Origin of the sequence: Phormidium sp. FACHB-592 (assembly GCF_014695795.1) — a bacterium.
Taxonomy (GTDB): Bacteria; Cyanobacteriota; Cyanobacteriia; order Leptolyngbyales; family Leptolyngbyaceae; genus Stenomitos.
The window spans coordinates 17,171-43,531 of sequence record NZ_JACJOZ010000015.1 but is presented as its reverse complement, the minus strand read 5'-3'; the positions used below and the strand labels follow the sequence as shown (position 1 = coordinate 43,531).

20 protein-coding genes are annotated in these 26,361 nt (G+C 52.0%); 12 read left to right on the top strand and 8 right to left on the bottom strand.

The features are described from left to right. Positions 1–426: 426 nt before the first annotated feature. From H6F86_RS03475 to mrdA, 3 genes are all read right to left on the bottom strand, one after another. On the bottom strand, positions 427–1,089 hold the full coding sequence (locus H6F86_RS03475; protein WP_190446717.1) for a hypothetical protein: 663 nt from the start codon (positions 1,087–1,089) through the stop codon (positions 427–429). 169 nt (positions 1,090–1,258) lie between these two features. Further along, positions 1,259–2,986, bottom strand: coding sequence for a CHAT domain-containing protein (locus H6F86_RS03470; protein WP_190446716.1), 1,728 nt, complete (start codon positions 2,984–2,986; stop codon positions 1,259–1,261). A gap of 125 nt (positions 2,987–3,111) precedes the next feature. Further along, positions 3,112–4,929, bottom strand: a complete 1,818-nt coding sequence (gene mrdA / locus H6F86_RS03465) for a penicillin-binding protein 2 (protein ID WP_190446715.1) — start codon at positions 4,927–4,929, stop codon at positions 3,112–3,114. A gap of 438 nt (positions 4,930–5,367) precedes the next feature. On the opposite strand from mrdA, the gene H6F86_RS03460 reads away from it, so the two are divergent. From H6F86_RS03460 to H6F86_RS03445, 4 genes are all read left to right on the top strand, one after another. After that, on the top strand, positions 5,368–6,501 hold the full coding sequence (locus H6F86_RS03460) for an ABC transporter ATP-binding protein (protein ID WP_190446714.1): 1,134 nt from the start codon (positions 5,368–5,370) through the stop codon (positions 6,499–6,501). 174 nt (positions 6,502–6,675) lie between these two features. Then, on the top strand, positions 6,676–7,770 hold the full coding sequence (locus H6F86_RS03455) for a spermidine/putrescine ABC transporter substrate-binding protein (RefSeq protein WP_190446720.1): 1,095 nt from the start codon (positions 6,676–6,678) through the stop codon (positions 7,768–7,770). Positions 7,771–7,868: 98 nt separating this feature from the next. Beyond that, complete coding sequence (locus H6F86_RS03450) at positions 7,869–8,771, top strand: ABC transporter permease (RefSeq protein ID WP_190446713.1); 903 nt, start codon at positions 7,869–7,871, stop codon at positions 8,769–8,771. An 85-nt stretch (positions 8,772–8,856) separates the two neighbouring features. Continuing rightward, positions 8,857–9,684, top strand: a complete 828-nt coding sequence (locus tag H6F86_RS03445; protein ID WP_190446712.1) for an ABC transporter permease — start codon at positions 8,857–8,859, stop codon at positions 9,682–9,684. 52 nt (positions 9,685–9,736) lie between these two features. Here the strand turns inward: H6F86_RS03445 and rpsU are convergent, their stop codons facing one another. From rpsU to H6F86_RS03425, 4 genes are all read right to left on the bottom strand, one after another. Further along, positions 9,737–9,913, bottom strand: coding sequence for a 30S ribosomal protein S21 (rpsU, locus tag H6F86_RS03440; RefSeq protein ID WP_190446711.1), 177 nt, complete (start codon positions 9,911–9,913; stop codon positions 9,737–9,739). A gap of 122 nt (positions 9,914–10,035) precedes the next feature. Beyond that, a complete protein-coding gene (locus H6F86_RS03435; RefSeq protein WP_190446710.1) occupies positions 10,036–10,341 on the bottom strand; it encodes an RNA-binding protein in 306 nt (101 codons plus the stop codon). A 163-nt stretch (positions 10,342–10,504) separates the two neighbouring features. Next, positions 10,505–11,143, bottom strand: a complete 639-nt coding sequence (locus tag H6F86_RS03430) for a DUF4333 domain-containing protein (protein WP_190446709.1) — start codon at positions 11,141–11,143, stop codon at positions 10,505–10,507. Between the two features lie 80 nt (positions 11,144–11,223). Beyond that, positions 11,224–12,018, bottom strand: coding sequence for a cobyrinic acid a,c-diamide synthase (locus tag H6F86_RS03425; protein ID WP_190446708.1), 795 nt, complete (start codon positions 12,016–12,018; stop codon positions 11,224–11,226). 2 nt (positions 12,019–12,020) lie between these two features. Here H6F86_RS03425 and H6F86_RS03420 point away from each other — a divergent pair, with 2 nt between their 5' ends. Then, a complete protein-coding gene (locus tag H6F86_RS03420) occupies positions 12,021–12,227 on the top strand; it encodes a hypothetical protein (RefSeq protein WP_190446707.1) in 207 nt (68 codons plus the stop codon). On the opposite strand, the gene ligA is transcribed toward H6F86_RS03420, so the two are convergent. Next, the gene (gene ligA / locus H6F86_RS03415) at positions 12,204–14,393 is read right to left on the bottom strand and encodes an NAD-dependent DNA ligase LigA (protein ID WP_190446706.1); all 2,190 of its coding nucleotides are present in this window, start codon (positions 14,391–14,393) and stop codon (positions 12,204–12,206) included. The genes H6F86_RS03420 and ligA overlap by 24 nt on opposite strands. Positions 14,394–15,479: 1,086 nt before the next feature. Here ligA and H6F86_RS03410 point away from each other — a divergent pair. From H6F86_RS03410 to H6F86_RS03380, 7 genes are all read left to right on the top strand, one after another. Next, positions 15,480–15,698, top strand: coding sequence for an NAD(P)H-quinone oxidoreductase subunit L (locus tag H6F86_RS03410; protein ID WP_190446705.1), 219 nt, complete (start codon positions 15,480–15,482; stop codon positions 15,696–15,698). Between the two features lie 83 nt (positions 15,699–15,781). After that, the gene (locus H6F86_RS03405) at positions 15,782–16,093 is read left to right on the top strand and encodes a DUF3007 family protein (protein WP_190446704.1); all 312 of its coding nucleotides are present in this window, start codon (positions 15,782–15,784) and stop codon (positions 16,091–16,093) included. Positions 16,094–16,207: 114 nt separating this feature from the next. Then, a complete protein-coding gene (gene trpA / locus H6F86_RS03400) occupies positions 16,208–17,008 on the top strand; it encodes a tryptophan synthase subunit alpha (RefSeq protein WP_190446703.1) in 801 nt (266 codons plus the stop codon). A 390-nt stretch (positions 17,009–17,398) separates the two neighbouring features. Continuing rightward, positions 17,399–18,358, top strand: a complete 960-nt coding sequence (locus tag H6F86_RS03395; RefSeq protein ID WP_242033341.1) for a hypothetical protein — start codon at positions 17,399–17,401, stop codon at positions 18,356–18,358. Between the two features lies 1 nt (position 18,359). Beyond that, positions 18,360–22,115: a hypothetical protein gene (locus H6F86_RS03390; RefSeq protein WP_190446701.1), complete on the top strand. Its 3,756-nt coding sequence runs from the start codon at positions 18,360–18,362 to the stop codon at positions 22,113–22,115. Continuing rightward, positions 22,112–24,412: an OmpA family protein gene (locus tag H6F86_RS03385; protein WP_206756000.1), complete on the top strand. Its 2,301-nt coding sequence runs from the start codon at positions 22,112–22,114 to the stop codon at positions 24,410–24,412. The genes H6F86_RS03390 and H6F86_RS03385 overlap by 4 nt, the downstream gene beginning before the upstream one ends. A gap of 70 nt (positions 24,413–24,482) precedes the next feature. After that, the gene (locus H6F86_RS03380; RefSeq protein ID WP_190446700.1) at positions 24,483–26,342 is read left to right on the top strand and encodes a hypothetical protein; all 1,860 of its coding nucleotides are present in this window, start codon (positions 24,483–24,485) and stop codon (positions 26,340–26,342) included. The last annotated feature ends 19 nt before the right edge of the window (positions 26,343–26,361 follow it).

Here is a 26,361-nt window from a genome sequence, read left to right as displayed (position 1 = left end):
CCTGAAAATCATGAAGGCATGGTTTATGTGGTCATGATTCGGTTGATGCTGAGGCGGTTAACAAACAACCGACGAACGAGGAACTTGAAACCTGCTTAACCAGCATTTACAAACACTTTCTTACAAAAGTTATGGAGGCTTCATCTTGAAAAAGTAGTGCTGCCAAACGACGAATCTTTAGAACTTAGTGTCACTTACTCGATGGAAAATCGAGGTGTGAGCATGAGGGTTGTGAATGAGAATAGAGTCTTACTGCACGTTGGCGGTTTCAAAAGCCAGGAGGAAAACTACGATCCGGATGTCTTTTTCCTTACACCACAAGGCTCGTGTATATCCCTAATGGTTGGTTTCTGACTAACATTTGACTGGTTTCATAGAGCTACGGGGTGATTCAGGCTTTAGCTTTGCCTCATACCTTTTAGCTTCTTATTTCTCGCTTTCCAATTCAGCTAACGCATAACGAGCGATCGCCAGACTTAAACGAGCCTGTTCAACATCAGAAAGCGCATCCCATTCAACAGAACGGACGCGCTCAAGAGTCGATTCAACAGGTGAGTCATTACCTCGCATCGCATAGGCAAGGGGACGTGCTAATACGTGTAAATCGTCTTCTGCCAGATGAGGGAGTGCTTCTTGAACGCACTGTACGAGCTGATCGGCTAAAGAGATAGAGCTAGACAAAACTTGTTGGGCGCGAGTGGCGATCGCGGTCAGTAATTGCTGAGGAACCCGTGCAGCGAAGCGCTGAGTCAGTGTTTCTTGGAGGGTTGCAGTAGACCAGAGTTGATTTACCTGAGCAAAGAACACATCAGAACGGGTAGCAACTTCGGCGGCGTTCCAGTCATCCAGGGGTAAGGCTTGTTCTAAGGCTGCAAAAAAAGGTTCTGCTTCAGGAGCCGCTGGATTCCAGACGTAAGGAATGGTAGCCTGTGGGTCTTCTGCGACTGTGAACTGATCTTCAGTCAACGGTTCGCCGTCCTTCCAGGCACAAGCAACACCTTCTGCATGCAGCAATGCTGCCCACAACGCTTGCTCAACCTTAGCTTTTGAATTGGCTTGATCGTCAGAACACATTACCTTACTTTCCATAGTGGGTTTCCTGCATACACTGAAAACAATGACCTCGTTGGTGTTACCTACAGGGGGATCACTGCCTGTTCCGCAACTCAATCTGATTTACGCCATCTGGCTGAAAAGTGACCACTCTATCATCAGTTTCCCCTTAAGCAGCAGTGCTTTCGGCTTCTGATATTACTCTTTAAATGGTGGGGCGAGCGCTAGATGCATCTAACGATGTCGTAAATTCCAGCACCTCATTTTGGGAACTGCCAAATTTTAATTGAGTGCCGGGTTGCAGGGGTACTTCCTGACGATGGACTTTGCGCCAGTTTCTGGAGCCCAGACCAGGCTCCAACATCCAAGTGCCAAAGCGCGAAAAATCTTCGAGAAAGTAGGATATTGCTTCATTGCTATTAGGCTGAGGCTGCCGGCAAAAAATAACGGCGTGTTTGCGAGAAACTCCGCCCTGGTCTTCTTGTAGCACTAAATCGTTTTCACCTCGATCGCGACCGACTCGCATAAACCCGCTCTGGATGTGCCAAACTTTTGCAGTCACAAGCGATCGCAACGCTGCATCCGGCTTGGGCTGCCCCAGACGCGTGATAAGCCCTGGCATAGCGGTCAGACTACCCTCAAGCGGCTGCAACAGTTCGCCATCAAATTCGGGATGCATGTAGAGTACCGGCAGTGTCCAGGCTTGCTGGTTAAAGCGGTACAGCGTGAGCAGGTGCTGACGGGCAACCGCAACTGCCTGGTCGATCGGCACTCGTCCTGAGAGCGCTCGGGCAAATGCTTGAATAAAACTCAGCGCTTCTTCGTCGGTGATGGAATCACGCATACCTAAAACGGCAGGAACGCCATGATGAATCAGCACTTCTGCAAGGCTGCTACGCGGCATTGCCTGCGATCGTGATTCTGGTGCCACGGTAGAGTCAGCAATCGTTTCGTGGTCAGGTTGCGCGCCCCAGCAGGCATTAAAGACGGCTAGCTTTACCTGGCAGCGAGTAAGCACTTGCGCTAACTCAGTGCCATTCAAGGTCATAGCCGGTCGTAAAAATAGTAGTCCACCATCTGGAGCCGGAACCCCATGTCCTGCATAGAAAAAGACATTGTACGTCTGCTTCTCAAGCTGACTAATTAGAGCAGCAGGCGTGGGTTGCACGAGCGTATCCACCTGGCAGGGCGTAATCGTTGCGCCGCCAATGCCACTGCTGCCGGAGGTAGTTAGTAGGTGCGCCAGCACATTGGCTTCTTGTTCAAGCTGTAAGGTCTGTAGGGTTTCAGGTTGAACTGTGTTCGCAGAGCTTTGAGAGAAGCCTGACACGGGTTCAGAATCTTGACCCAGGACTAACAGAATTTTGAGAATGTTATCCGATCGCAGTTCTGGCAAGGAACGGACATCACTCGTTGTACGGCTAAACAAGAGTTGCTGTTGGAGCGAAATGGGTTGTTTGCCCGCGCCATCCTGCATAATTTCCCATGGCAGCGCCACCAAATTGGGATCGCGAACTTCTAGCCGCAGCCGCAGCGGTTTTGATTGACCCATGGCAATCCCCTGACTGTGATTGAGGCTACCCTGGATGGGACCATCAAAAAGCCACTGCCAGAGGCTCATGCCCAGGCTCTGCATCAACCGACCCGATTGGCTTACAGGCGCACCGGGAGTCGGTGGCGGTGTTTCTAGTGGCAAGACAAGATCAGGGGGCAGTTCATCAACTTGTGAAACTTGCGGCACGTCCGGTAGGCTTCTGGCAGAAAACATTTCTTGCCAGCCCAGCCAAAGATGCTGTAAGTTGTCTGACCACAGACAGTCGTGCAAAACATAGCCCCCTGGGTATGGAGCTTGGGTGACATGAACCGCATAGTGGTTGGCGGTGCGTAAAGGTGCGATCGCCAAATTCAAGCAGGGAATTTCAGACAAAGACATTCCAGGAGTAAGACCAACCCATCATGACGTCAAGATTGTTTTAACAGTCTAGTCCGTGTTTGTCCTAGTTGATAGCGCTAGCAGAGAGATAGGCATAAAGGATGAGTTTTGCCTTTTGCCTTCCTCTAATCCGTCTGCACTGGTTCAATCTGGCTAGGACTGGTGATTTTCTTTTTGGGATTGAAGTAGGCTGCTAGCACCTGCCGTACCATGGGCGCTGCAAACGACCCGCCGCCGCCACCAGAGTTCTCACCAAATGCCACGACGACAATTTCTGGTTTTGCAGTGGGACCGTAGGCTCCAAACCAGGTATGGGATTCCCGTCCGATGTCTTCTGCTGTACCGCTTTTACCAGACATTGGAGGCAGTGATGCTACGTTTAGCGCCTCACCTGTGCCGCCATCAATGACCGCACGAAGCCCTTCGCGGAGTATGCGAACGGTTTCAGGTTTCAGGTTTAGGGGTTCCCTCCAGTTTTGGGCGGCTTCATTATCTTTAAGCAGATGTGGCTTGACGAGATAGCCATCGTTGGCTGGTACTGCAAACATGACAGCGACCTGAAGTGGCGTAGTTTGTAGAAAGCCCTGTCCGATCGACATATTGACCGTATCGCCCAAATACCAGCCTTCTTTGACTTCTTTGCGCTTCCATTCTTCGTCGGGTACGAGTCCGGCGCTTTCTTCTTCTGACAGGTCAATGCCTGTTTTGCGCCCAAAGCCGTAGCGCCGTGTCCATTGAATGAGGTCACGATCGCCGACACCCATCCCAATCTGATAGAAAAAGGTATCGCTGCTCCATTGCATAGCACCGACAAAACCCAATGGACCAAAGCCAGCACGGTTCCAGTCGCCAAACTCAATGCCACCGACCGTAATGGATGGGTAAGTTCCCAGTACGGTATCTGGGCTAAATTTACCCGTTTCTAAAGCGGCTGTAGTGGTGACAATTTTGAAAGTGCTGGCAGGCGGAAAGCCTTGTATGGCACGGTTAACAAACGGATGATCTTCGCTTTGTAGGCGCTGCCACTGGGCATCGGTAATGCGGGTAGAAAATAAATTGGGGTCAAAGGTGGGGCGGCTGACCATTGCTAACACAGCACCATTGGTTGGATCGATCGCCACGATCGCCCCTTTGCGATTGCCTAGTGCCGTTTCCGCCGCCTTTTGCAGCTCTAGGTCTAGGGTAAGCTGTACATCCTTCCCTGCTTGTGTGGGCTTTTTGCCCAGGACTCTAACCACTTGTCCTTCACCGTCAACCTCAACTTGTTGCCCGCCCCACTCGCCACGCAGCAGCGTTTCGTACGTTGACTCAACGCCCATTTGACCAATGACATCGCCAAGCCGATAGCCTTCGCTCTTCCGCTTTTCGAGCTCGCGATCGTCCATTTCACCCGTGTAGCCAAGTACATGAGCCGCCAAATCCCCATTAGGGTAATAGCGTACTGCTTCCGCATCGACCTGCACACCCTCCATCTGGCTGCCGTATTCTGCCAGCGCTGTCACCTGTGCCGGACTCACACCACGCGCAATGCGAACCAAAAAAGGAGAGTTGTAGCCTGCTTGTTCCAGACGATTTTTGATAGTTGCTTCGGGTACGTTGAGGATTTGCGACAAACGCTGCAATGTAGTTGCCCATTCTGCCTTTTTACGAGCGAGAGGCCAAAGGAAGACAGAATGAGACAAACGGCTACCAGCCAGCATTCTGCCTTTGCGATCGAGGATTTTGCCGCGCTCTGGCTGTTTCGGAATTAAGCGAATACGATTATTCTCAGCCAACTGTTGATTGCGATCGCCCTCCACCAGTTGTAGGTATACAAGACGGCTACCCATGCCCACCATCATGACTAGCGAAACGCCCAGCATCAAGGCGATCGATTGGTAGCGCCGTCCCACCGTACGGGGCGTGGTCTGAGTAACAACAGTAGAAGGTTGAGTTAAAGTCATACAGGCATCAAAGTAGCATTAGCTGCAAGGTAGACGAGCCATTTGCCAGGTTGCTCGATCGCCGATGAGCCGTTGGTAAAAAAGTTGGGCAATCTAAAGTAACGCACTGTTCCATCCCACTCTCCCTCTATGCTGCAATGTAGTATCACCAGTACCGTATCCTGAGATTAATTCAGTTGCTGAGAAAATGGCTCATTCTTGGCGGCAGGCGATTACTTCAAAGGTTGAAAGCAGATTATAAGGGTAAGGATTGGTCATTGAGTCAACGTTCGATCGGTAGAATAAACCAGCAGGTACAATCCGTCACTTTATCAGAAGATGAGCTGATATTTCTCAGTACAGGTTCCAAAGCACCTTTAGCTATAAACTTATAAACTCCTTCCACGCCTCAATTGCCCCCTGCATTGTGTACGGAATCAACCATAGGGAATCGCCGCTATGTCTCAAACCATCACGCATAACCAGCGCTCTATGGCAACGGATACTAGGTTTGATGTTGAACTCCGTAAGGTCTTCAAGGTTTTCAATGGCGAAACCGCTGTGCAAGGCATTGACCTTTGCATCCGTCGCGGCGAGTTTTTTAGTATCCTGGGTCCCTCTGGTTGCGGCAAAACAACCACGCTGCGGATGATTGCAGGGTTCGATACGCCATCTGCAGGAGAGCTGCTTATTCAAGGTCAGTTGATGACTCAGGTGCCGCCCTACCGTCGTCCTGTCAACACGGTGTTTCAGAGCTATGCCTTGTTTAGCCACCTCACTGTGCGCGAAAATATTGGTTTTGGGCTACGCATTAAGCGACAGCGTAAGGCAGAAATCGCTGATCGCGTTCAGGAAGTAATGCAGCTCGTTAAGATGGAAGCGTTTGCCAATCGCTTTCCTGCTCAGCTTTCTGGCGGACAGCAGCAACGAGTGGCGCTGGCACGTGCCCTTGTCAATCGTCCGGCTGTGCTGCTTTTGGATGAACCCCTGGGTGCACTTGACCTTAAGCTGCGTAAAGAAATGCAGGTCGAACTGTCAAACTTGCATCAGGAACTGCAACTGACGTTTGTCATGGTGACTCACGACCAGGAAGAAGCGCTGAGTCTTTCTGATCGCATTGCTGTCATGAACCGTGGCAAAATCGAGCAAGTGGATACACCCAACCGGATCTATGAGCAGCCGCAGACTCCCTTTGTAGCTGATTTTATTGGTGATACCAATCTCTTTCCTGCCAAGATCGAAGGTGCCCATCCAGCGATGCTCTGGATTACGACCGCCAACGGGCTGAAGATGAAGGTAAGACCGATCGAAACAGCAATCCCTTTAACATCAGGGTCAGTTGTCGTCAGTGTGCGTCCAGAAAAAATTCATGTCAGCCGCACTATTCCTGGCGACGTGGTCAATTGTTTTGAAGGGCGCTTACGGCACGTGATGTACCTGGGTACCCATGTTCACTATGTTGTCGAACTTCTCTCTGGCGATCGCCTCACCATTATGCAACCCAACACAATCGACGGTTTGCCGGGTGCCGATACACCCATTTACGTCCAGTGGGCACCGAACGATTGTTTGGCGATTCCAGCCGTGAGTTAGAAGCTAGCCGTGAGTTAGAAGCTAGCCGTCGACCGTCAGAACCAACTCTCATGCTCTAGCGCAGTGGTGCAATCAAGACTCAAAACTTTCAGCCTTTAGCCTTTAGCCTTATTCCCCATCGTGCCTCCTTCCTTCTACTCAACGCCAGCTTCGTCCTCATCCCGTCCTGGCAGGATGCACCGATCGCGGCGAGCGTTTTTGCAGGCAGCGACAGGTGCCTTGTCTGGTCTGACCCTTTCAAGCTGTGGTTGGACGTTGGCAGAGGTGCGACCACTGCAACCCAATGCTAAAACAGCGAATGAATTACGTATCTACACATGGTCAAGCTATATCGATAATGCCTTGCTAGAAGGCTTTAGAGCGCAAACGGGCATTCGAGTCATTGCCGATACATTTGACTCGAATGAAACGATGTTGGCAGCCTTTCAGGCTGGGAAGGGAGCTGCCTACAGCGTCATCTACCCCTCTGATTATGCTGTGGCAAAGATGATTCAACTCAAACTGCTACAGCAGCTTGATCTAAGCCGTATTCAGGGTTTGGATAATATCCTGCCAAAGTTTCAGTCGTCTGCTCACGATCCAGGCAATCGCTACCACGTGCCGATTAGCTGGGGCACTACTGGTTTGATTTACAACAGTGTAAAGCTGAAGCCTGCACCAACTGATTGGAGCTATCTCTGGGCAGAGCAGCAAACCCTGTCTCGTCGGATGACGTTGATTAACGACACGCGAGAGGTGATGGGCGCAACCCTGCGATTGCTCGGCTATTCTTACAACTCCACCAATCCGCAAGAAATTCAGCAGGCATACGAAAAGCTCGCCCTCCTGAAACCAGCGATCGCCTCTTTTACTACAGATGCGTGGCGCGATCAGCTGATTGCTGGGGATTTGCTTCTTGCGATGGGGTATTCGGCAGATGCTATGTCTGTCACGCTTGCCAATCCCGACTTGAAGTACGTCATTCCCAGTAGCGGCACCTCCCTTTGGAGCGACACAATGGTGATTCCCAAAAACGCCCCTAACCCCGATGTTGCTTATGCCTGGATTAACTACGTGCTGCAACCGTCTGTTGCTGCCCAGATGACTGAGCGCCTCAACTTTGCCTCTCCCAATCAATCTGCTTTCGACCAGTTGCCAGCCCCTTTACGCAACAATGAGATTCTCTTTCCGCCAGAAAGCCTGTTAACGAAGTGTGAGGGCGTTGCACCAGTGAAAGCATCGATCGAAGAGCTATATGAAAAATATTGGACTCAGCTCACTAGCAGCTAAAGGTCGGTTGTTAAAAAGCAAAAGGTAGCAGTCAGCGGTCAGCCATCAGCTTCAACTCAAAACTCATCCCTCAGTCTTCCTCCTTCATCCCTTCCTCTATGTCCCAAGCATCGCCTCCTGCCCCGTCAAATGCTCCGTCCCGCGATCGCACAGAGTTGCCTCGGTGGATAGAGCCACTACTGCTTTTGGGACCTGCTGGGATATGGCTAGGCTTACTGCTGATTATTCCCACATTGTTAATTGTAGAGCTAAGTCTGGTGCCTGGCATACGACCGGGGCAGGTCGTGAATCCGTCTGGGTTGAACAACTATGCGCTCATTTTTCAGCCGATTTATCTTCAAGTACTGGGGCGATCGGTGTTCTTTGCGTTGGGAACAACGATTATCTGTTTGCTGCTAGGCTTTCCTGTTGCTTACTGGATTGCTCTCATGGTGCCAAAGCGTTGGCAAAATCTACTTGTCGTCGGGTTTGTCCTACCGCTGTGGACATCATCCCTGCTCCGCTCTTACGCCTGGATTACAATTTTGCGCCCAACGGGTGTCCTTAATTCACTGCTTCAAAGCGTCGGGCTACCTGCACTCGACATTCTCAATCGAAGTCCAGCGGTGCTGGTGGGCATGAGCTATAGCCTGTTGCCGTATATGGTGCTGATCCTTTATGCCTCGCTAGAAAAGCTCGATCGATCACTGCTAGAAGCTGCCGCTGATTTGGGTGCCTCACCTTCACAAGTCTTCTGGCGGGTGACCGTACCACAAACCATCCCTGGCATTACTGCTGGTGCGCTGCTGGTATTTATTACAGGACTGGGTGATTTTGTTGATCCAGAATTGCTAGGCGGCGCTTCTAGCATGACGGCTGCCCGCCTTATTTACAACCAATTTTTGGGTGCAACGCAAAACTGGGGCTTTGGTTCTGCCCTTAGTACTCTGCTCATTCTGGCAGTCAGCATCGCGATCGCACTGCTGCTAAAGTACGGCGATCGCAACACCAGTAACGTTTAGGGTTTTAAGGTCAGTAAGTAATATACAGTAGCCAGAATTAACCCAGAACGTCCCCTTGCCTCCTGCCCCTTTCCCTTCTATCTCCATGTCTTCCTCCAAACCCAAACTCCCCGTTTCCTGGCAGTTGCTCTTCTCGCTGCTGATGTTTGGCTTTATGTATCTGCCCATTCTGGTGCTAGCGTTCTACAGTTTCAACCAGTCACCCTACAGCGCTGGTTGGACGGGCTTTACGTTAGATTGGTACCGCAAATTTTTTAGCGACGAACGCATTCTTTCGGCGTTGGCAGATAGCTTGAGGGTCGCGTTTTTTGCAGTTGGGATCGCCGCTATCATCGGCACGTTAATGGCAGTGGGGCTAGCACGCTATCGGTTTCCGGGCAAAAACCTTTATCGAGGTGCTGCCTACCTACCGCTGATTATTCCCGATATTGCGATTGCAGTCTCGACACTGGTTTTTCTAGCTGCCGTTGCGATCCCGTTTAGCGGGGGTCTAGTGCAACTGAGTTTGTGGACAGTCGTAGCAGCCCACGTTGTTTTCTGCCTGTCCTACGTGGCGCTTGTTGTTTCTACCCGCCTAACCGATCTAAATCCGCATTTGGAAGAGGCAGCACTTGATTTGGGTGCAACGCCAGCACAAGCGTTTGTACAGGTGCTGCTGCCGGAACTAATGCCCGCGATCGTCTCAGGCTGCTTGCTGGCATTTGTACTCAGTATGGATGACTTTCTCATTGCCAGTTTTACAGCAGGCGGTGGCACCAATACTCTGCCGATGGAGATTTTTAGTCGCATCCGTACCGGAGTAAAGCCGGATATCAACGCCCTGAGCGTCATCCTGATTCTGGCATCCGGCTTACTTTTCTTTGTAGCCGAACTTATTCGCTACCGCAGTGATAAAAAGCAGCTAGGCGAATAATGGCTATCGGTAGAAAGACCGATTAATTTCTTAACGATGACGAGAGAACGAACTACTTAAAGCGATGTTTGCGCTTGGCGATCGCCTTGCGCTTGCGCTTTTCGATCGGGGTTTCAAACTGCCGCAACCGCTTGATATCGGCAAAAATACCCGCCTTGGAAACCTGCCGCTTGAACCGCCGCAACGCTGATTCAATACCTTCGTTCTCGCCTAAAACTACCTGAGTCATGCTCTCTCCTAATCTAATCAATCAACCAAAGCGCTCCAGCAAACCGTCTTACAAACGGCTTCGCTGGAGCAAAGACAGTGTTATCACCAACAAATTGCCATTCTCAAAGCCGGCTAATGATCCTAGTAGCCGCCTCGACTGCTGGAATAGCCTCTGCCCTCGCCGCCACCAGACGGTTTCCGGTCTTCGCGTGGACGTGCTTTATTGACTTTGAGATCGCGCCCCATCCATTCTGCACCGTCTAAGGCTTCGATCGCGGCAGTCTCTTCTGCATCGGTTTCCATCTCAACGAAACCAAAGCCGCGAGGACGACCCGTCTCACGATCAGTGGGTAGCTGGACACGCTTGACCGTGCCATACTCTGCAAAAACACCGCTGAGATCCTCTTGTGTAACGGCGTAGGAAAGGTTGCCTACATAGATTGACATGAAATATCTCCGGAGAGTAATAGGTGTTGGGGTTTAAATCCGGAGAGAAGCCTGCTGAAACCAAGAACAAACACTGCAACCGAATCAAACTCTGCATCCTAGATTAGCACAGGATTAAGATTCGCAACCCCTACTTACCGTACTGTGAAGGAGCTTCACCGTTCTAGCGCAACGAAATATCAACGCCGCCTTGCTCGTCTTTAACCCTAACCTGAGCAGACCGTGGCTGCAATTGTGCACCCTCGACTTTGCATTCAAAGGTGTCTCCTGGTTGCGCGACACGAATCTTACCGCCGCAATCTGCTGTCACATCAGGTCCACCTTTCGCACGAATGCGATTCTGGATAAATTGCTCTAGCTTTGGTAGGACGAGTAAGCCTTGAGTATTCCACTGAAATTGACCATCTGGATTCGTTAGCTCCACCACAAGCGCGAACGACTGACCGTCTGATGTTGCCTGGCAGTTGAAACGGTTGCCTGTCTTGACATCAAATTGTGCTGGGCAATCAACTGAATTGATTGGAACTTTTGTCGCATCGGTAAACGCTTTGCTTAAGCGGCTTTCCAAATCTTTTGTTGCTTGCGATTTGCTGGTCGCTGTAGGGCTAGGCGTAATCGTAGGGCTAGCCACAATGGAGACAGAAGGGGTTGGTATACTGTTCCCGCCACTTTGGGGTTGGGTTGTACATCCTGCTAGAAGAGCGACGGTAAAGAGGGCGATCGCGCTGCCCCATCGCCTAATCGTGCCAGCATGACCGAATGCAAGCCGTTCTGCCGTTGGTAGACTGTAATGCTGACTCATGAACCTGCTCGCTGCTGCACTGCCTATCGTAACGCAAACAGTGAGCGGAGCTTTTTAATCAAGCTTGAATCGCCACTTGCTTATTCTATATAAGACAGCACTTCTTGCTCGGCTTCAAAAATGTAATCGTAGTCAAAGATCAGCGACTGGGAGTGGCGAATAATGGAGAAGCCCAGATTAGTAGTGGTTTCAGTGGTGAAGGTGGCGATCGCCAGTTCAATCAACTTTCTTTCGCTGATGGCAGGTTTTTGGACAAAATAGTCGCGTCGTGCAAAAAACAACCGTTCGTCTTTCGGCACAATAATGCGATTGATCTTGTGCGTATGCTGAATCGGTCGGATATAGGTGTTGATAAATTCATCCTGATTTCGCTGTAGCCGATAGAGCTTTTCATGCTGAAACCAGCTCATCCGAAACATCATTTTAATGAGTTCAAAACCCAGAATGTAGCTGAATACGTTATTGCGCTCTGCGGTATTCATGACCAGTCGCAGCGCTGATTCTAGATACAGATCGGGTTGCCCCCGCACATCTTGCGCGGAATGGATGTAGAACTGCCGAATGTAGAGTCTTAACGCGATCGGATCTAGCTCTGTTTTGACGTTAAATTCTTCTAAGTAATGGCTGACTTTTTGCTTTGTATCTCGGTCTTCTAAAACTTTAGAAATCAACCCATCGGCTGTGTAATCGTCTAAAAAACCAGCGCGCATTTCAGGCGTGGCAGCACACATGAGATGACAGAGTGACAGCACAAAGCGACGCTGGTTCCAGGGTAAGCTTTCCGCCCACTGCTGTGCTTCAGGTGGCAGCATTGAGAGAATACTTTCAGCACTCGATGCTGCGTTGGGAACGGGGTTGCCTGTTTGCTTGCTCATGAGTGACCGAAAAAGGGGCGATCGGTAGCTCTAGTGTTCCCATCCGAGACACTGATGAACAGGAGAGGGGGAGGAAGGCAGAGGGCAAAGGGCAGAAGGCGGAAGGCAAAGGGCACAAGGCACAAGGGTCGTTAGTGGTCAAAGCAACTCAAAACCTTCAGCCCTCATCCTTTATCCTTCAGCCCTCATTCCTCCCCCCGATCCAGTAGCTCCAGTAGTTCTACTTCAGACAATTGGGCGACGCCTAGCGTTTGCGCTTTTGTAAGTTTGGAGCCTGCATCTTCGCCTACAACCAGATAATCAGTTTTCTTGCTTACAGAATCAGTAACTTTGCCGCCTGCTGCCTGGATCATGGCTTTTGCTTCGTCACGCTTGAGGGTGGGTAAGGTGCCCGTGACGACAAAGGTTTTGCCCGCGATCGCCGCACTCACTTGGTCAGAGTCTACCACCTCGCCAATGAACTGTAGTCCAGCAGCTTGCAAGCGCTGAATTAGCTGTTGGTTGCCAGGGTTCTGGAACCAGTCATGAACTGATTCAGCAATTTCGGTGCCAATGCCAAAGACGGTTGCGATCGCTCCCACATCTGCTGCTGCTAATGCCTCGACGCTGGTAAAACGCTGGGTTAAAATTTGCGCGTTAACGCTGCCCACATGGCGGATGCCCAAGCCATAGAGCACTCTTGCCCAGGGTTGCTGTTTGGAGTCAGCGATCGCCCCGACCAGCTTTTCGGCAGACTTTTTGCCCATGCGTTCCAAAAGCAGTAGGCGATCAACCGTAAGGTCATACAGATCGGCAACGGAGCGTACCAGGTCAGTATCCACAAATTGCAGTACCAGCTTTTCGCCCAAACCGTTGATATCAAGTGCCTGCCGGGATGCCCAATGCACTAGTGCGCCACGCAGAATAGCAGGGCAGGAGGCGTTGATACAGCGAGTAACGGCTTCGTCATCGGGCTTGACCAGTGGTTGACTACACTCGGGGCACTGGCTCGGCATCTGAAATGGCATTGTATTCTCAGGGCGAAGGTCATAGAGAACGCGCACCACTTCAGGAATAATCTCGCCTGCTTTGCGAACGATGACGGTATCGCCAATACGAATATCCAATTCGGCGATGCGATCGCTATTGTGTAGGGTTGCTCGCGCTACTGTGGTGCCTGCTAGCTGTACGGGACGCATTTCCGCCAGGGGCGTTACGGCACCTGTGCGACCCACATTCACGCTGATGCGCTTGACGATCGTCGGCGCTTCTTCCGCTGGATATTTAAGGGCGATCGCCCAGCGGGGAAATTTCTGTGTAAAGCCTAACTGAGCTTGCAGCGCTAAGGAATTAATTTTGACGACTACGCCATCGGTCATGTACCGGAGCTGGGTGCGATCGAGCGACCAGCGATCACAATACTCTTGCACCGCCTGCAAATCAGCACATTGCTGCCGTTCAGGATTGACACGAAAGCCCATTTGCTTGAGGAGTTCGAGGCAGTCCCACTGAGTTGAGGGAGTAGGGAGTGGGGAGGGAGAAATAGGCTGCGGAAGAAAGTTTTGAGTTACTTTTCCCTCTGTTGCTGCCTCTACTCCCCCTGCCTCTCCGATTTCCCCTGCTACCCCATCTACCTCTGCCTTCTGCCTTCTGCCTTCTGCCTTCTCTCCCCAATGCAGCGTGTAGGGAAAGAAATCAAGCTTGCGGCGGGCAACGATTTTAGAGTCTAGCTGGCGGAGCGTTCCAGCGGCGGCGTTTCTAGGATTGGCAAAGAGTGCTTCGCCCGCTTGTTCGCGCTCCTGGTTAATTTGCTCAAACGATGACAATGGTAAAAATGCCTCACCACGCACTTCTACAACAGGTGGTGGATTGTCTAGATTCAGCCGCAGAGGGATTGATCGAATCGCCTTCACGTTTTGAGTAATCTCTTCGCCTGTAATGCCGTCGCCGCGAGTCACGCCACGCACCAGAATGCCGTTCTCGTAGGTCAGTGCCAGGGCGTTACCGTCAATCTTCAGTTCGCACACGTAGTCAAATGGCTCATCTGCTGATGGCTGACCGCTGACGGCTAATAGCTGCCGTTGCCACCGCTCCTGCCATTTCGCCAAATCCTCGTTGCCAAAGGCGTTTTCCAGGCTGTACAGCGGAATGTTGTGCTTGACGGAGACAAACTGGCTGGCTGGGCGCTCGCCCACACGCTGCGTCGGGCTATCAGACACAATCAACGCTGGGTAGCGTGTTTCCAGGTCTACTAATTCTCGATAAAGCTGGTCATAGACGGCATCCTCCATGGTGGGCGCATCCAGCACGTAGTATTCGTAGCTAGCTTGCCAGAGTAGTTTCCGCAAGTCCTGTACGCGCTGCTTGATTTCAGGAGTGATTTCTAGAGCATTCATAACCAGCGACCTGAGGAATTCAGACCCTAGTTTAACGTGAGTTTGACGAACAGAAATTGACTCCAGAAGAGCTGAGACTGGCTTTGAAGCATCGGTTTTAGCTACGAACACAAGCGTCTCGCACTCATTCTTGACCGAATGTAAGGCTAGTTGAGCCAACGCTCTGATTGCTGCGTTTACTTGCGGGCTAGCTTTAGCAGGTATACCAAATCCAGGGAAATAGCCCCTTTAGACTGAGAGGCTAAAGACCTACCCGTGCTGCCATCCAGTTTTTTCTAGCCCTTAAATCAAAAAACCGACTTTCTAACGATCGAGCTTTAGTGTCAAAACACCTTTCTCGGTCTAGAAAATCGGTTTTTGCATCACTTTGTATGACGTATGGGGGCAGAGGGACTTGAACCCTCACGACCTTGCAGTCAACGGATTTTCATCCTCTTGCAACTTTCGCTGCTGCCAACAGGGGCTGCCTGCTGGTTTTGAGAATTGGACTCTCCCTTTACCCTCGGCTGCACGTTAGGGTAGCTCCCGTCGAGTCTCTGCACCTTCCGAGGTAAGAAGTTTTGAGTTTTGAGTTTGCAGTTTTGAGTTAAAGCAGTCACTCAAAGTCTGTAACCCGTCACTCAGCACAAATACTTCGGCTTGGCTCAGGATTGCCTTGTTGAGGATGGGTTATGGGGCTTAGGAGTCAGGAGTAGAGAAAAGAGGCAGTTCTGAGTTCGCTCAAAACTTTATCTATCCCTTCGCCTTTATCCTTCATCCCTCATCCCTAATTTAGGTTTCCCTGAGTTTGAGAGCGGTCACTTGATCGATTTCTCCATCAAGGCTCAGTTGTCTAAGTCCGTTGCGTCTACCATTCCGCCATGCCCCCGTAAATTGAACGTCGATCCGTTGGACGTGAATCCATTGGATGTTAATCCATTCATTTATTGCACCATCAATTGGAGTATTTGTACAACTTCCTTTTGTGTTGCCTCACGATCGCGTTACGGCGATCGACCCTCGCTCGCATAATCCTTGTCAACAAAAACGCAGCGTTGACGACGGGCAAGCGGTAGAATATTGTGAATTCCATCCCTTACCATCTCTATGGATATTACGGTTGCCCTTCTGTATCTGGTTTTGGCCGGTGCCTTTTTGCTGGTTATTCCGGCTGCCCTCTACTTCTACTTAAACAAGCGCTGGTATGTCGCAAGTTCGTTTGAGCGGGCATTTATGTATTTTCTGGTGTTCATGTTTTTCCCAGGGCTGTTGCTGCTAGCGCCGTTTCTTAACTTTCGTCCACAGCGCCGTGAAGTGGCTGGCTAGAGAGGGTGAGATCGTGTCTCTCCGTCTTCCCTTTTTGCCCTTTTTCAAAAGGGTCGAGTTTGCGTTCCTACTTGTACACATAGATGCGACGGATTGATGCGCTTGGAATTGGCTTCGGAGTGTTTGCAGCCGGTGGGCTGGCTTACTTATTTTTGCAAGGTGCAGGTTTAGACAGCACGACCGCAGGCATCTGGACACAGGTTGCACTCGTGGGTGGGCTGCTCGGCTGGGTTGCTACCTACGCACTCCGCGCTGTGACAAAAACCATGACCTATAACCAGCAGCTTAAAGATTACGAGGAAGCCGTGCTGCAAAAACGTCTGGAGGAGCTGACGCCAGAGGAATTAGCGAAATTGCAGGCAGAGATTGAGGCGGAAAGGGGGAACAGGGAGTAGGGAGTGGGGAGTAGGGGCAGCAAGGGAGAGAATTCACTCAAAACTCAAAACTTTTCCTGTCTTCTGGCTTCTTACTGCCAAAAACTAACCACATAACTACTAAAAACGATTCAAATGACTTCGATCGCTCAACGCTTTGAAACTCTGCGCGACCATGCCCGTTGTGCGCTCATTCCCTTTATTACGGCGGGTGATCCTGATCTGGAGACGACGGCAGAGGCGCTGCGGGTACTCGATCGCAGTGGGGCTGATTTAATTGAACTGGGAGTGCCCTATTCTGACCCGCTGGCAGATGGTCCTGTCATTCAGGCGGCAGCCACACGGGCATTGAAACGGGGTACACGGCTAGATCAGGTGTTGGAAGTAGTGCGCTCAGTTAGTCCGACATTGCAAGCGCCGATCATCCTGTTCACGTACTACAACCCGATTTTGAATCGCGGCATTGAGACATACTTGCAGCAAATTTCGGCGGCTGGAGTGCGGGGGTTAGTCGTGCCCGATTTGCCGTTGGAAGAGGCAGAAACGTTGCTGAAACCAGCGGCAGAGTTTGGTATTGATGTGACGCTGCTGATCGCGCCGACCAGCCCGAAGGAGCGTATTTTGGCGATCGCAGAGCAGTCGCAGGGCTTTATTTACCTGGTGAGCACTACAGGCGTAACGGGTATGCGAACGCAGGTGCAGTCACGAGTGAAAGATTTGCTCTTAGAGCTACGCACGGTTACAGACAAGCCGATCGGCGTAGGGTTTGGTATTTCGCAACCGGAACACGCTCGCCAGGTAATGGAATGGGGCGCAGATGCAGCGATCGTTGGTAGTGCCTTTGTCAAGCGGTTAGCAGATGGTTCACCAACAGAAGGGCTACAGGCGATCGAGACGTTTTGCCAAAGTTTGAAAGCTGCGATTGCGCCTGTGTAACCCTGCCCGTGTAATCGCCTAATTCGTGAGGATGGCTGCTGCTCAACATCTTTCTGGGAGCGCAGTCACTAATTTACAGTGCAGTATTAAGATTTTTACAAAAATATTAAGTTTTTTAACTTTCCTGCGGAGTTTATATTTTTCTGAAAGATTATAACTAGATTCAGTACGATTACTGACTTGAGTGTGTTCCTAGCCATATCCTGATCGTTCATGGTCAGTTGCTCAAGTAGGGGTGAGAATTCTGCTAATAAAGGGTTTAAGGCTTTTGTTGCTTTTGAACAATCCTGCTGTAGATTTGTTCATCAGGGGTTTGCATCGACGTTTCGCTTACATCAGTTCCGCAGGATTACTGAACTGAGTTTTCGCTAAGTGTGAGGAGTGCATTTTTTGAAGAAACTGCCAGGACTGGGGTCTCTCCACGTCTTAGCAGCTTGGGGATTGCTTGGAGGCATGATTGCCTTAGCTTTGCCTGTGGTTGCTGATGACGTTGTGATCACGAATACCGCTTCAGCTCGCTTTAAAGACAGACCGGGTGGCGCTGATCGGACTGCAAATTCTAATCCAACAACCCTTACAGCAGTACCAAGCCGATCGAGCCTAGAAATTATTAAGACTGCCGATCGTGCCGCTGCTGAACCGGGCGATACCGTTGTGTATCGCTTGCAAATCAAAAATACGGGTGCAACGACCGTATCGCCCCTGCAAGTGATAGATACCTTGCCGCTGGGGTTACAGTTTATTGCCAAATCGGTGAGTGGCTCGATCGGGACAGGTGGCAATGCAACACAGGTGGCAATTGCAGCGCCTACTGTCAGCGGTCGCACGATTACATTTACCTATCCCAGCCTTGCTCCGCAGCAAACACTGACGCTGGTATACGCAGCACTCCTTACGCCTGATGCTGTTCGGGGTACGGGCAGAAACCTTGCGGTAGCGCAGGGGCAAACGGCAACCATTCCTGTACAGAGCAATACTGCCAGCTACAGACTGCAAATTCGCCCTGGCATTCTGGCGGATTGCGGCACGGTGATTGGGCGTGTATTTGTTGATAAAAACTTTGATGGCGAGCAGCAGCCTGGAGAGCCGGGAGTTCCCAATGCGGTCATTTTTATGGATGACGGTAACCGCATCACAACCGATGCTGCTGGGCTGTTTTCACTGGCTTACGTGATTTCAGGCACCCGCACTGGCACGCTGGACTTGACGAGCCTGCCAGGTTACACCATTGCTCCTAACTTGTATCGCATTGAGGCAAATAGTCCATCCCGTCTGGTACGGTTAGCTTCCGGCTCAACCGTGCGGATGAATTTTGCTGTTACGCCTAGCTTTAAGGAAGGGGGACAGTAGGATGCAAAATTTAACTCTGGGTCTAGCATTACTGTCCTCGTTATTGGGTGCTGTTGCCACGATCGCGCCCGCCCATACTCTTGAACCAGACAGTCCTGTTCTAGCGAGTTCTGATGTAGTCAGTTTTACATCAACGAATCTTGATGCAGCCAGCACTGATCTAGCGCATCGCAAACCAGGCAGCACTCCAGCCAATGACGCACCCAGTCACGATCAACTGCTTGCCCAAACGTCTCCGCCACCTGAACCAGCACCAACTCCGATCGCCCCGGTCGTCCGCATTTTGGCACCGCAGACAACGACAATTGGAGAACGCTCGACCAACCTGATCGTGCAGTATCCAGCCACGACGAAGGTGCAGGTCACGGTGAACCAAACGCCGATCGACCCTGCCATTCAAACCCAGACACAGGCTGGTGCAGATGGTGTCACGCAAGTCTGGTACGACATTCCGCTACGGTTTGGTGAGAATACGCTGACGGTACAGCCGGAGGGTGGTACGCCAGTAAGTGTTGTGGTAACGGTGAAAGAAACAGCAGCCCGTCTAGAGTTTTTGCCGACCAGTGATCCGCGCGTTCCAGCCGATGGGCGATCGTCCGTCACGGTGGAAGGTCAGGTCGTAGACGAAGCTGGACAGGTGATTACTCAGGATGCGATCGTTACGCTCACTGCCAGTGCAGGCAAGTTTGTCGGTGTTGATCAAGATGCAGAGCGTTCTGGCTTTCAGGTGTTGGCGCAAGGCGGCAAATTTACTGCACAGCTTCAGTCCAATTTGGCACCCCAAAAAGTTCGTATCCGGGCGGCTGTTGCTTTACAGGAGGCGAAACTGCTCCAACCGGACGACTCCAACCGTCCCCTGCCACCGATCCAAAAGGCGAACGATGGGCGATCGCGGTCTGCCCCCGTCCTTACTCCTGCACCTCGGACACCGCTGCCGGGTCGTTCTGCCCAACTACCAGAACTCGAAGCCTATACGCAAGTTGAGTTCATCACCAATTTGCGCCCGTTCATTATGTCGGGTTCCATCAATTTGCGGCTGGGTGCACCGGGAACCGACTATTACGGCAGCTTCCGTGATTTTCTCAACCCCGATCGCCTGAATGACGGTTCGCCCCGGTTTGACTTTGGTGCCGCTGCCTTTGCTACCGGTCGCATTGGGGAATGGCTGTTTACGGGTGCATTCAATAGCCAGCGTCCGCTCAACCAAACGTGCGATGGCACCACTAATCTGTTTCGAAATACCCAGGCGTGCGATCAGGTTTATCCCGTTTACGGCGATAGCTCGACTACCGATTTTCTGGCTCCTTCAATCGATAGCCTGTATCTCAAGCTGGAGCGCACGTCTAAGGTGCCCCAAGCCGGATCAGACTTCTTTATGTGGGGCGATTACAGCACACCAGAACTGGCAACAGCATCGCAGTACTACACGGCAACCAACCGCCAACTGCACGGCTTCAAGGCAAACTACAATCTGGGCAATTTCCAACTGACGGGCTTCTACGCCGACAACTTGGAGGGCTTCCAGCGCGATTCGCTTATCCCCAACGGCACCAGTGGTTACTACTACCTCTCGCGGCGGTTGGTGAAGGCAGGCAGCGAACTGGTCTATCTGGAAACGGAGGAACTGGGTCGCCCCGGTACGCTGGTCGATCGCAAGCAACTGTTTCAGGGGCAAGACTACGAGTTTGACTACGATCGCGGCTCACTACTGTTCCGTCGCCCGGTTCAGACGACTGAGTTTGACCTGTTTGGACGGACGCTGGTACGCCGCATCGTGGTCACCTATCAGTATGAAGGCCTAGGGCAGGATACAAGCCTGTACGCTGGGCGGGTGCAGTACAACTTTGCTCGTACGCCAGGGGCAGAAAGCTGGGCAGCAGCCAGCTACCTAAACGAAGACCAGGGCGGCAATACCTTTGCGCTGTTTGGCTTGGATGCGCTGATTCCCTTAGGCAAAGATGCCAGATTAATTGCGGAGTATGCCCGATCGACCAACGATTCCGTTTTTCGCGGCACCATTCGCGGCAGTGCTTATCGGGTAGAACTTAACGGCAAACTCTCACCGAGCATTTTGGCACGCGCTTATTATCGATCGGTCGAAGAGAACTTTGCCAACGATGCAACCTTTAGCTTTGCACCGGGGCAGACCAACTACGGAGCAGAAGTGTCTGCCAAAGTAACACCCACAACCAGCCTGCTCTTTCAGGTCGATCGCGAAGTTAACTTTGGCATTGCCACAGCAGTACGCGGCTTCACGACCTCGACTGGTTTAACCGACCTGTTTAACCTCAGTCGAGACCCGCTTCCAGGTACGCGGGTCGATAACAGCTTGACCACCATTCGGCTGGGTGTGCTGCAAACGCTAGGCAAAGCAGAAGTGGGCGTTGATTTTATAAATCGCACTCGCGAGGATCGGATCGCTCCCGGTCTCTTAGATCAGGGCAGCAGCCAGTTAGTCTCTCGGTTGAACGTGCCGCTGGCAAAAACGCTCTTGTTTCGCGCCCAGAACGAAACCAACATCGCTACACCCGATCCGCTTTACCCCAATCGGACAACAGTGGCGCTTGATTGGGCAGTGATGCAAGGTGTAACGATGCGGCTGGCACAACAGTTTCTCAGTGAAACAAGCGTCTACCGTACCAACTCCATCACCAGCCTGGATACGATCGTTGATCAACGCCTGACGGAAAATACCACCTTCACCGGACGCTACTCCATCCTGACGGGTGTTAATGGGCTGACTAATCAGGGGGCGATCGGGCTGAATCACCGTATCAAAATCGCGCCTGGTCTACGGGCAAACCTTGGCTACGAGCGCATCTTTGGTGACATTTTCGCCTACACTGCCGCAGGACAACAGTTCGCCCAACCTGTCGCAGTGGGACAAAGCGCCGCCTCATTGGGCATTACAGGCGGTGACAGCTACAGCATTGGGCTGGAGTACACCGACAACCCTAACTTCAAAGCAACGGGACGTTATGAATACCGCACCTCCAAAGCAGGCAACAACACTGTCATCTCTGCCGGAGCTGCTGGTAAACTATCGCCAGCACTCACCGCACTCGCACGTTACGACCAGGGCAATTTTGCCAACCAACTGCTCGTCGGCTCTGGGTTAGGCGACACGATTAACCTCAAAGTGGGTCTGGCATACCGCGACCCCAGCAGCGATAAGTTCAATGCGCTGATGCGCTACGAATATCGCCAAAACCCCGCCTATACACCTGATACACTTCTGTTTGGCAGCGGCACGGGTTCGACAGTGAATCTGTTTGCGGCAGAAGCGATTTATGCACCCAACTACCGCTGGGAGTTTTACGGCAAATTTGCGCTGCGAAACACCAAATCCTACCTGGCAAAAGATCTGCTGGGCACCAACTCCATTACCCTGGCGCAGTTCCGCACGAGCTATCGCTTTGGCTATCGCTGGGATGTCGCGGGCGAAGTGCGCTGGATTGGGCAACCCGCCAGTGGCTATCAGGAGGTTGGCTTTGTCGCAGAACTTGGGTACTACGTCACGCCCAATTTGCGCGTAGCAGCAGGCTACAGTTTTGGCGATGCTCAGGATCGGGACTTTGGCGATCGCGATCGGGGCGGCTTCTTCGTTGGTCTTAGCCTGAAGCTGGATCAGCTCTCTGACATCTTTGGCTTTAAGCGCAACATCGCCCCGCCGCAGCAACAGGAGTCGATCGTTAAACCCATAGCAGGCGCTTCTGTGGCTCCAGAAGCAACGCTCAATGGAGGGCAAGGTCAATGAGCAAACTGTATCAGGGTGGTATGAATCAGCGGGCAGAAGGCAAAGGGCAGAAGGCAGAAGGCAGAAGGCAGAAGGCAGAAGACAAAGGGCAAAAGGTGAAAGGCAAAGGGCAAAAGGCAAAAGGCAGAAGGCTCTATCAGGTGCCGCTTTTGCTGGTGGTTCTGAGTGTTTTTGCAAGCGGTGTTGGGGTGGCGCAGACAGCAGATACAACGGCAGCGCAAGTTCTACGGGTGACGGTGAACAGTAACCAGGATGGAGCCGTGCAAGCAGATGAGGGCTTGACGCTGCGGGAGGCGATCGCGATCGTCAACGGCACGTTACCACTCGATCGCCTGTCGCCTGCTGAACAAGGGCAAGTAGAACCACTTACAGGTACTGCGTCATCGCAGATTGCCTTCCAACTGCCAGAGGGACAAACGACCATTCGCCTTGTGGATGTGTTGCCTGCACTCCAGCGTAACGGGTTGCTGCTTGACGGCACTACGCAACCAGGCTATCAAGCAGAGCGATCAGCGATTAATGAACTGCCAATGCCCGTTCCTGTGGTGACGGTCGCCCCAGCAGAGGGCAAAGAAGTCTTTCGGGGGCTAACCGTTGCCGCTGACAACATCACCATTCGCGGCTTGAGTCTTTATGGCTTCACCTCGACTCACCGCGAGACAGCCAGCACGCCCCCTGCGGATATTTTCATCACCCATCGCTTGCCCCCACCCGACATCAGCAAACAGCAAACCCCTGCTAACTTTGCGCCGTATTACAAAGATGATGTGCCTGCGCAGAATGTGGTGATTGAGAACAATTGGTTGGGCATTCCACCTTTGTCTGGAGCGTCGGGAGTCGGGAGTCGAGAGTCAGGAGCAACTCAAACGCCCCGCTCTGCCTTTGGTGTGTCGGTGTTCAATGGCGTTAATACCACCATTCGCCGTAACTGGATTGCGGATCACGACGGTAGTGCCATCATCACCTCGGTGAACGCACAAAATTTACAAGTCAGCGAGAACGTGCTTATTGGCAATGGCGTAGCAGGGATGCCGGATGCAATTCGGCTGGAAGGTACCGTCAACCAGTCGCAGATTACAGGCAATCTCATCTGTGCAAATGATGGCAGCGGTGTGTATCTCTTTAAACCCAGCGGTGCTGTGCAGATTAAAGACAACCAGATCATTTACAACGGTAGGCGTTTGCGGCGTGCAGCCATTTACCTGATGGGCAGTAATCATCAGGTGACGGGCAACCAGATTCGCTATCAGACAGGTCCCGGTGTCGTGGTCGCTGCTTATCCTACTAGTCACCAGAATCAGATTGAGACGAATCGGTTCTCCAATCTAGAAGGGTTAAGCATCGATCTAGTCACACGGCAAGGCACAGGCGGATCGCAGTACGCTGATCCAGTGGTGGAGCCAGGAACGGATGTGTCCGACTATCAGCGCGGCGATGGTGTCAACCCTCAGCGAGATACGTCTAATCGCCGCAAAGAAACCGGTAATGGGGCGATCGATGCGCCACGCTTTGCTAGCAAAGAGTTTTTTACGCTGGATGCAGCCGCTGCAAAACCATCGGTGCAGGTTTTTGGCAAGGCAGACCCCGGCTCCAAAATTGAGCTTTACCAGGTGTCTGGCAAGGATGATGGGTATGGCCCGTTGAGTGAACCGATCGCCACAACCGAAACTGACGCAAACGGCAACTTTAGCACCACAATCGCTGCTTCTGTGGGTGAGCAGATTAGTGCGATCGCCATTGACCCCCGCTACGGCTCCTCTGAGCCTGCCCGTCTTGCCGTTGTGCGTGCGATCGCTCCTGCTGTGTCTCCCGTGCCTGCTCCTCAGTCCCCTACGTCACCGCCCCGCTGTACAACCCCCGTTGCTCAACAGCCTCCCCCACAGCCTGAACCACCGCCGGACGTTGTGCGGCTCACGGTGCCCAAAAACATTCACTTTGCGCTCGACAAATCCACTATCAGTGCTGCAACGGCTAGAGTGCTTGATCGCATTGCTCAAGTCTTGGTCGAGAACCCGTACATTCTCGTGACGATTGAAGGGCATACTGACCCCCGTGCTACCGATATCTATAACCTGGCATTGGGCGAACGACGAGCCATCGCAGCGCGTAACTACCTGCTACGGCGTGGTATTGCACCCGAGCGTCTGACTATTCGATCGCTGGGCGAGCGCCAGCGGGTTGCTCCTGGCAGTACTCGACTGGATTATGCCCGCGATCGACGCGCTGAATTTATCTACCGCGATGTCAGAGACATTGAAGTAATCATCCAGGAACAAGATTTGCAGATCGAACCATGAGCCGATTACACCCTCAGTTGAAGTGCGATCGTATTAACCCCATTCGAGTATTTTTCCTGTGTGAGGCTTGATGAACCGTCCCCTTAAAAAAATCCTTGCCCTCTCCTCTGTCAGCCTGCTACTGGGCTCACAAGCGTTCTTGCCCACACTGCCAGCCCACGCACAATCGGCTGTTGGTCCCAATGGCTGTCCCGCAGGCACCCGCGAAGGGCAGCTCAATTTAATTAACAACGGCACCTTTACTGCTTCCCCTGGTGTCGTCGGTCCCCTTCCTCCTAATAATCCGGCTGGCTTTACTAGCAGTACGCCGTATCGCGGTGACGGAGTGTATCCCAGCGACAACGTAGGAGGGCTTTCCATTCAAAATGGACCGCTGACCGATCCAGCAACGCCTAGTGGGATTGTGAGTGGTCGTGGTGTTACGGCAGCAGAAGCGAGTCGGGCAGGTCTTGGCAATACTCCTATTAATACCTATCTCTATTCCAACCCCAATGCGAATGCAACCACGCCTGGGGTACCACAGTCAGCCTTTCCGAATCCAGTGGTTTGGCGACAGACCTTAACAACGCTACGCCCCAACACTACCTACAACTTCAAGGGGTTGTTCTTTAACCTGCTGGTAAATGTAGGACCACCAGGTAGTAACGGGGTGCCGCCAGAGATCCGCTTGCAGGTTAGTTCACCTGTAGACCCAACCGGCTTTATCCAGCCCACAACGCAGTTAAGAGTAGGCGATCCAGCTCAGGCTGTGCCAGGGTTTGAGGAGCTTCCCAATGTGCGACAGTCATGGATTCCCACTCAATTTGCCTTTACAACGGGTGCAACACCAAATCCAACGACGTTTCAAATTCTTGACGAGGCAAACGATACTTTTGGTGATGACTTTGGTTTTACCGCGCTAGGCGTGCGGGAATGCCTTCCCACGCTGGGTGTTTCCAAAAGTGTGGGAACTCCGGTGCTAAACGCTAACGGTACATATACCATTCCCTATACGGTGCTGGTGCGTAACTTTGCACCTGTTGGGCAGTCATCGTTTGACATCACTAATTTGCAGTTGACCGACAATCTGGCGCAAACATTTGCCAATGCAACACTTAATGGCGTTACGAGCATTCAAAGCCCAACGTTGACAGTAAACACTGCATTTAACGGCAGCAGCAACCAAAATCTTTTACAGGGCACAGATACGCTGCCCTCAGGCACCACTGCAACGATTACCTTTAGCGTTAATGTTACGCCTGGTACAGGAGCTAACGGTTTAGGTCCGTTCCCTAATACCACGACTGTAGCGGCAATCAGTCAGGGCGGTTCTCCACTCAGCGATCAGTCTAACGACGGTGCTAATGCCGATCCAGATGGAGATGGCAACCCAAACAACAACAACACACCAACTGTTGTTTCGCTGTCTCCAACTTCTGGTGGTGGTGGTAGCGGTGCCTTTCGCCTAGTGAAACGGATCACGAACGTAACTCGTAATGGCACATCGTTGAGCAGCATCAATTTTGGCACCTTTATTGATGCGCCTGGGGATGTTGATAATGCGCCTGGGTTCACGCAGCTTCAGCCAGGCGGCGCACCGATCGGGCAGATCAACCTTGATCCCGCTACCATTAAGCTCCAGAGTGGCGATGATGTGGAATATACGGTCTACTATCTTTCGGATGGTACGGCTCCGGCGATCGGCGTGAGTCTCTGCGACCCAATTCCCTTAAGCACAACGCTCATTGCTAATACCACGCAGGTGCAGCGCAATAACGGCGTGATCGCAGCTGGCGGTACTGTCTTTGCGCCATTGGCACCCCTGCCGGTTGGCAACTCCTGTACGGATGCCAGTAACCAAAATGGGACAGTCATTTTTGACCTGGGCGACATTCCCAATACAAGCGGCAATAACTTTGGCTTCGTGCGCTTCCGGGTCAGAGTCAATTAATAGTTATTGGTTGTTAGTT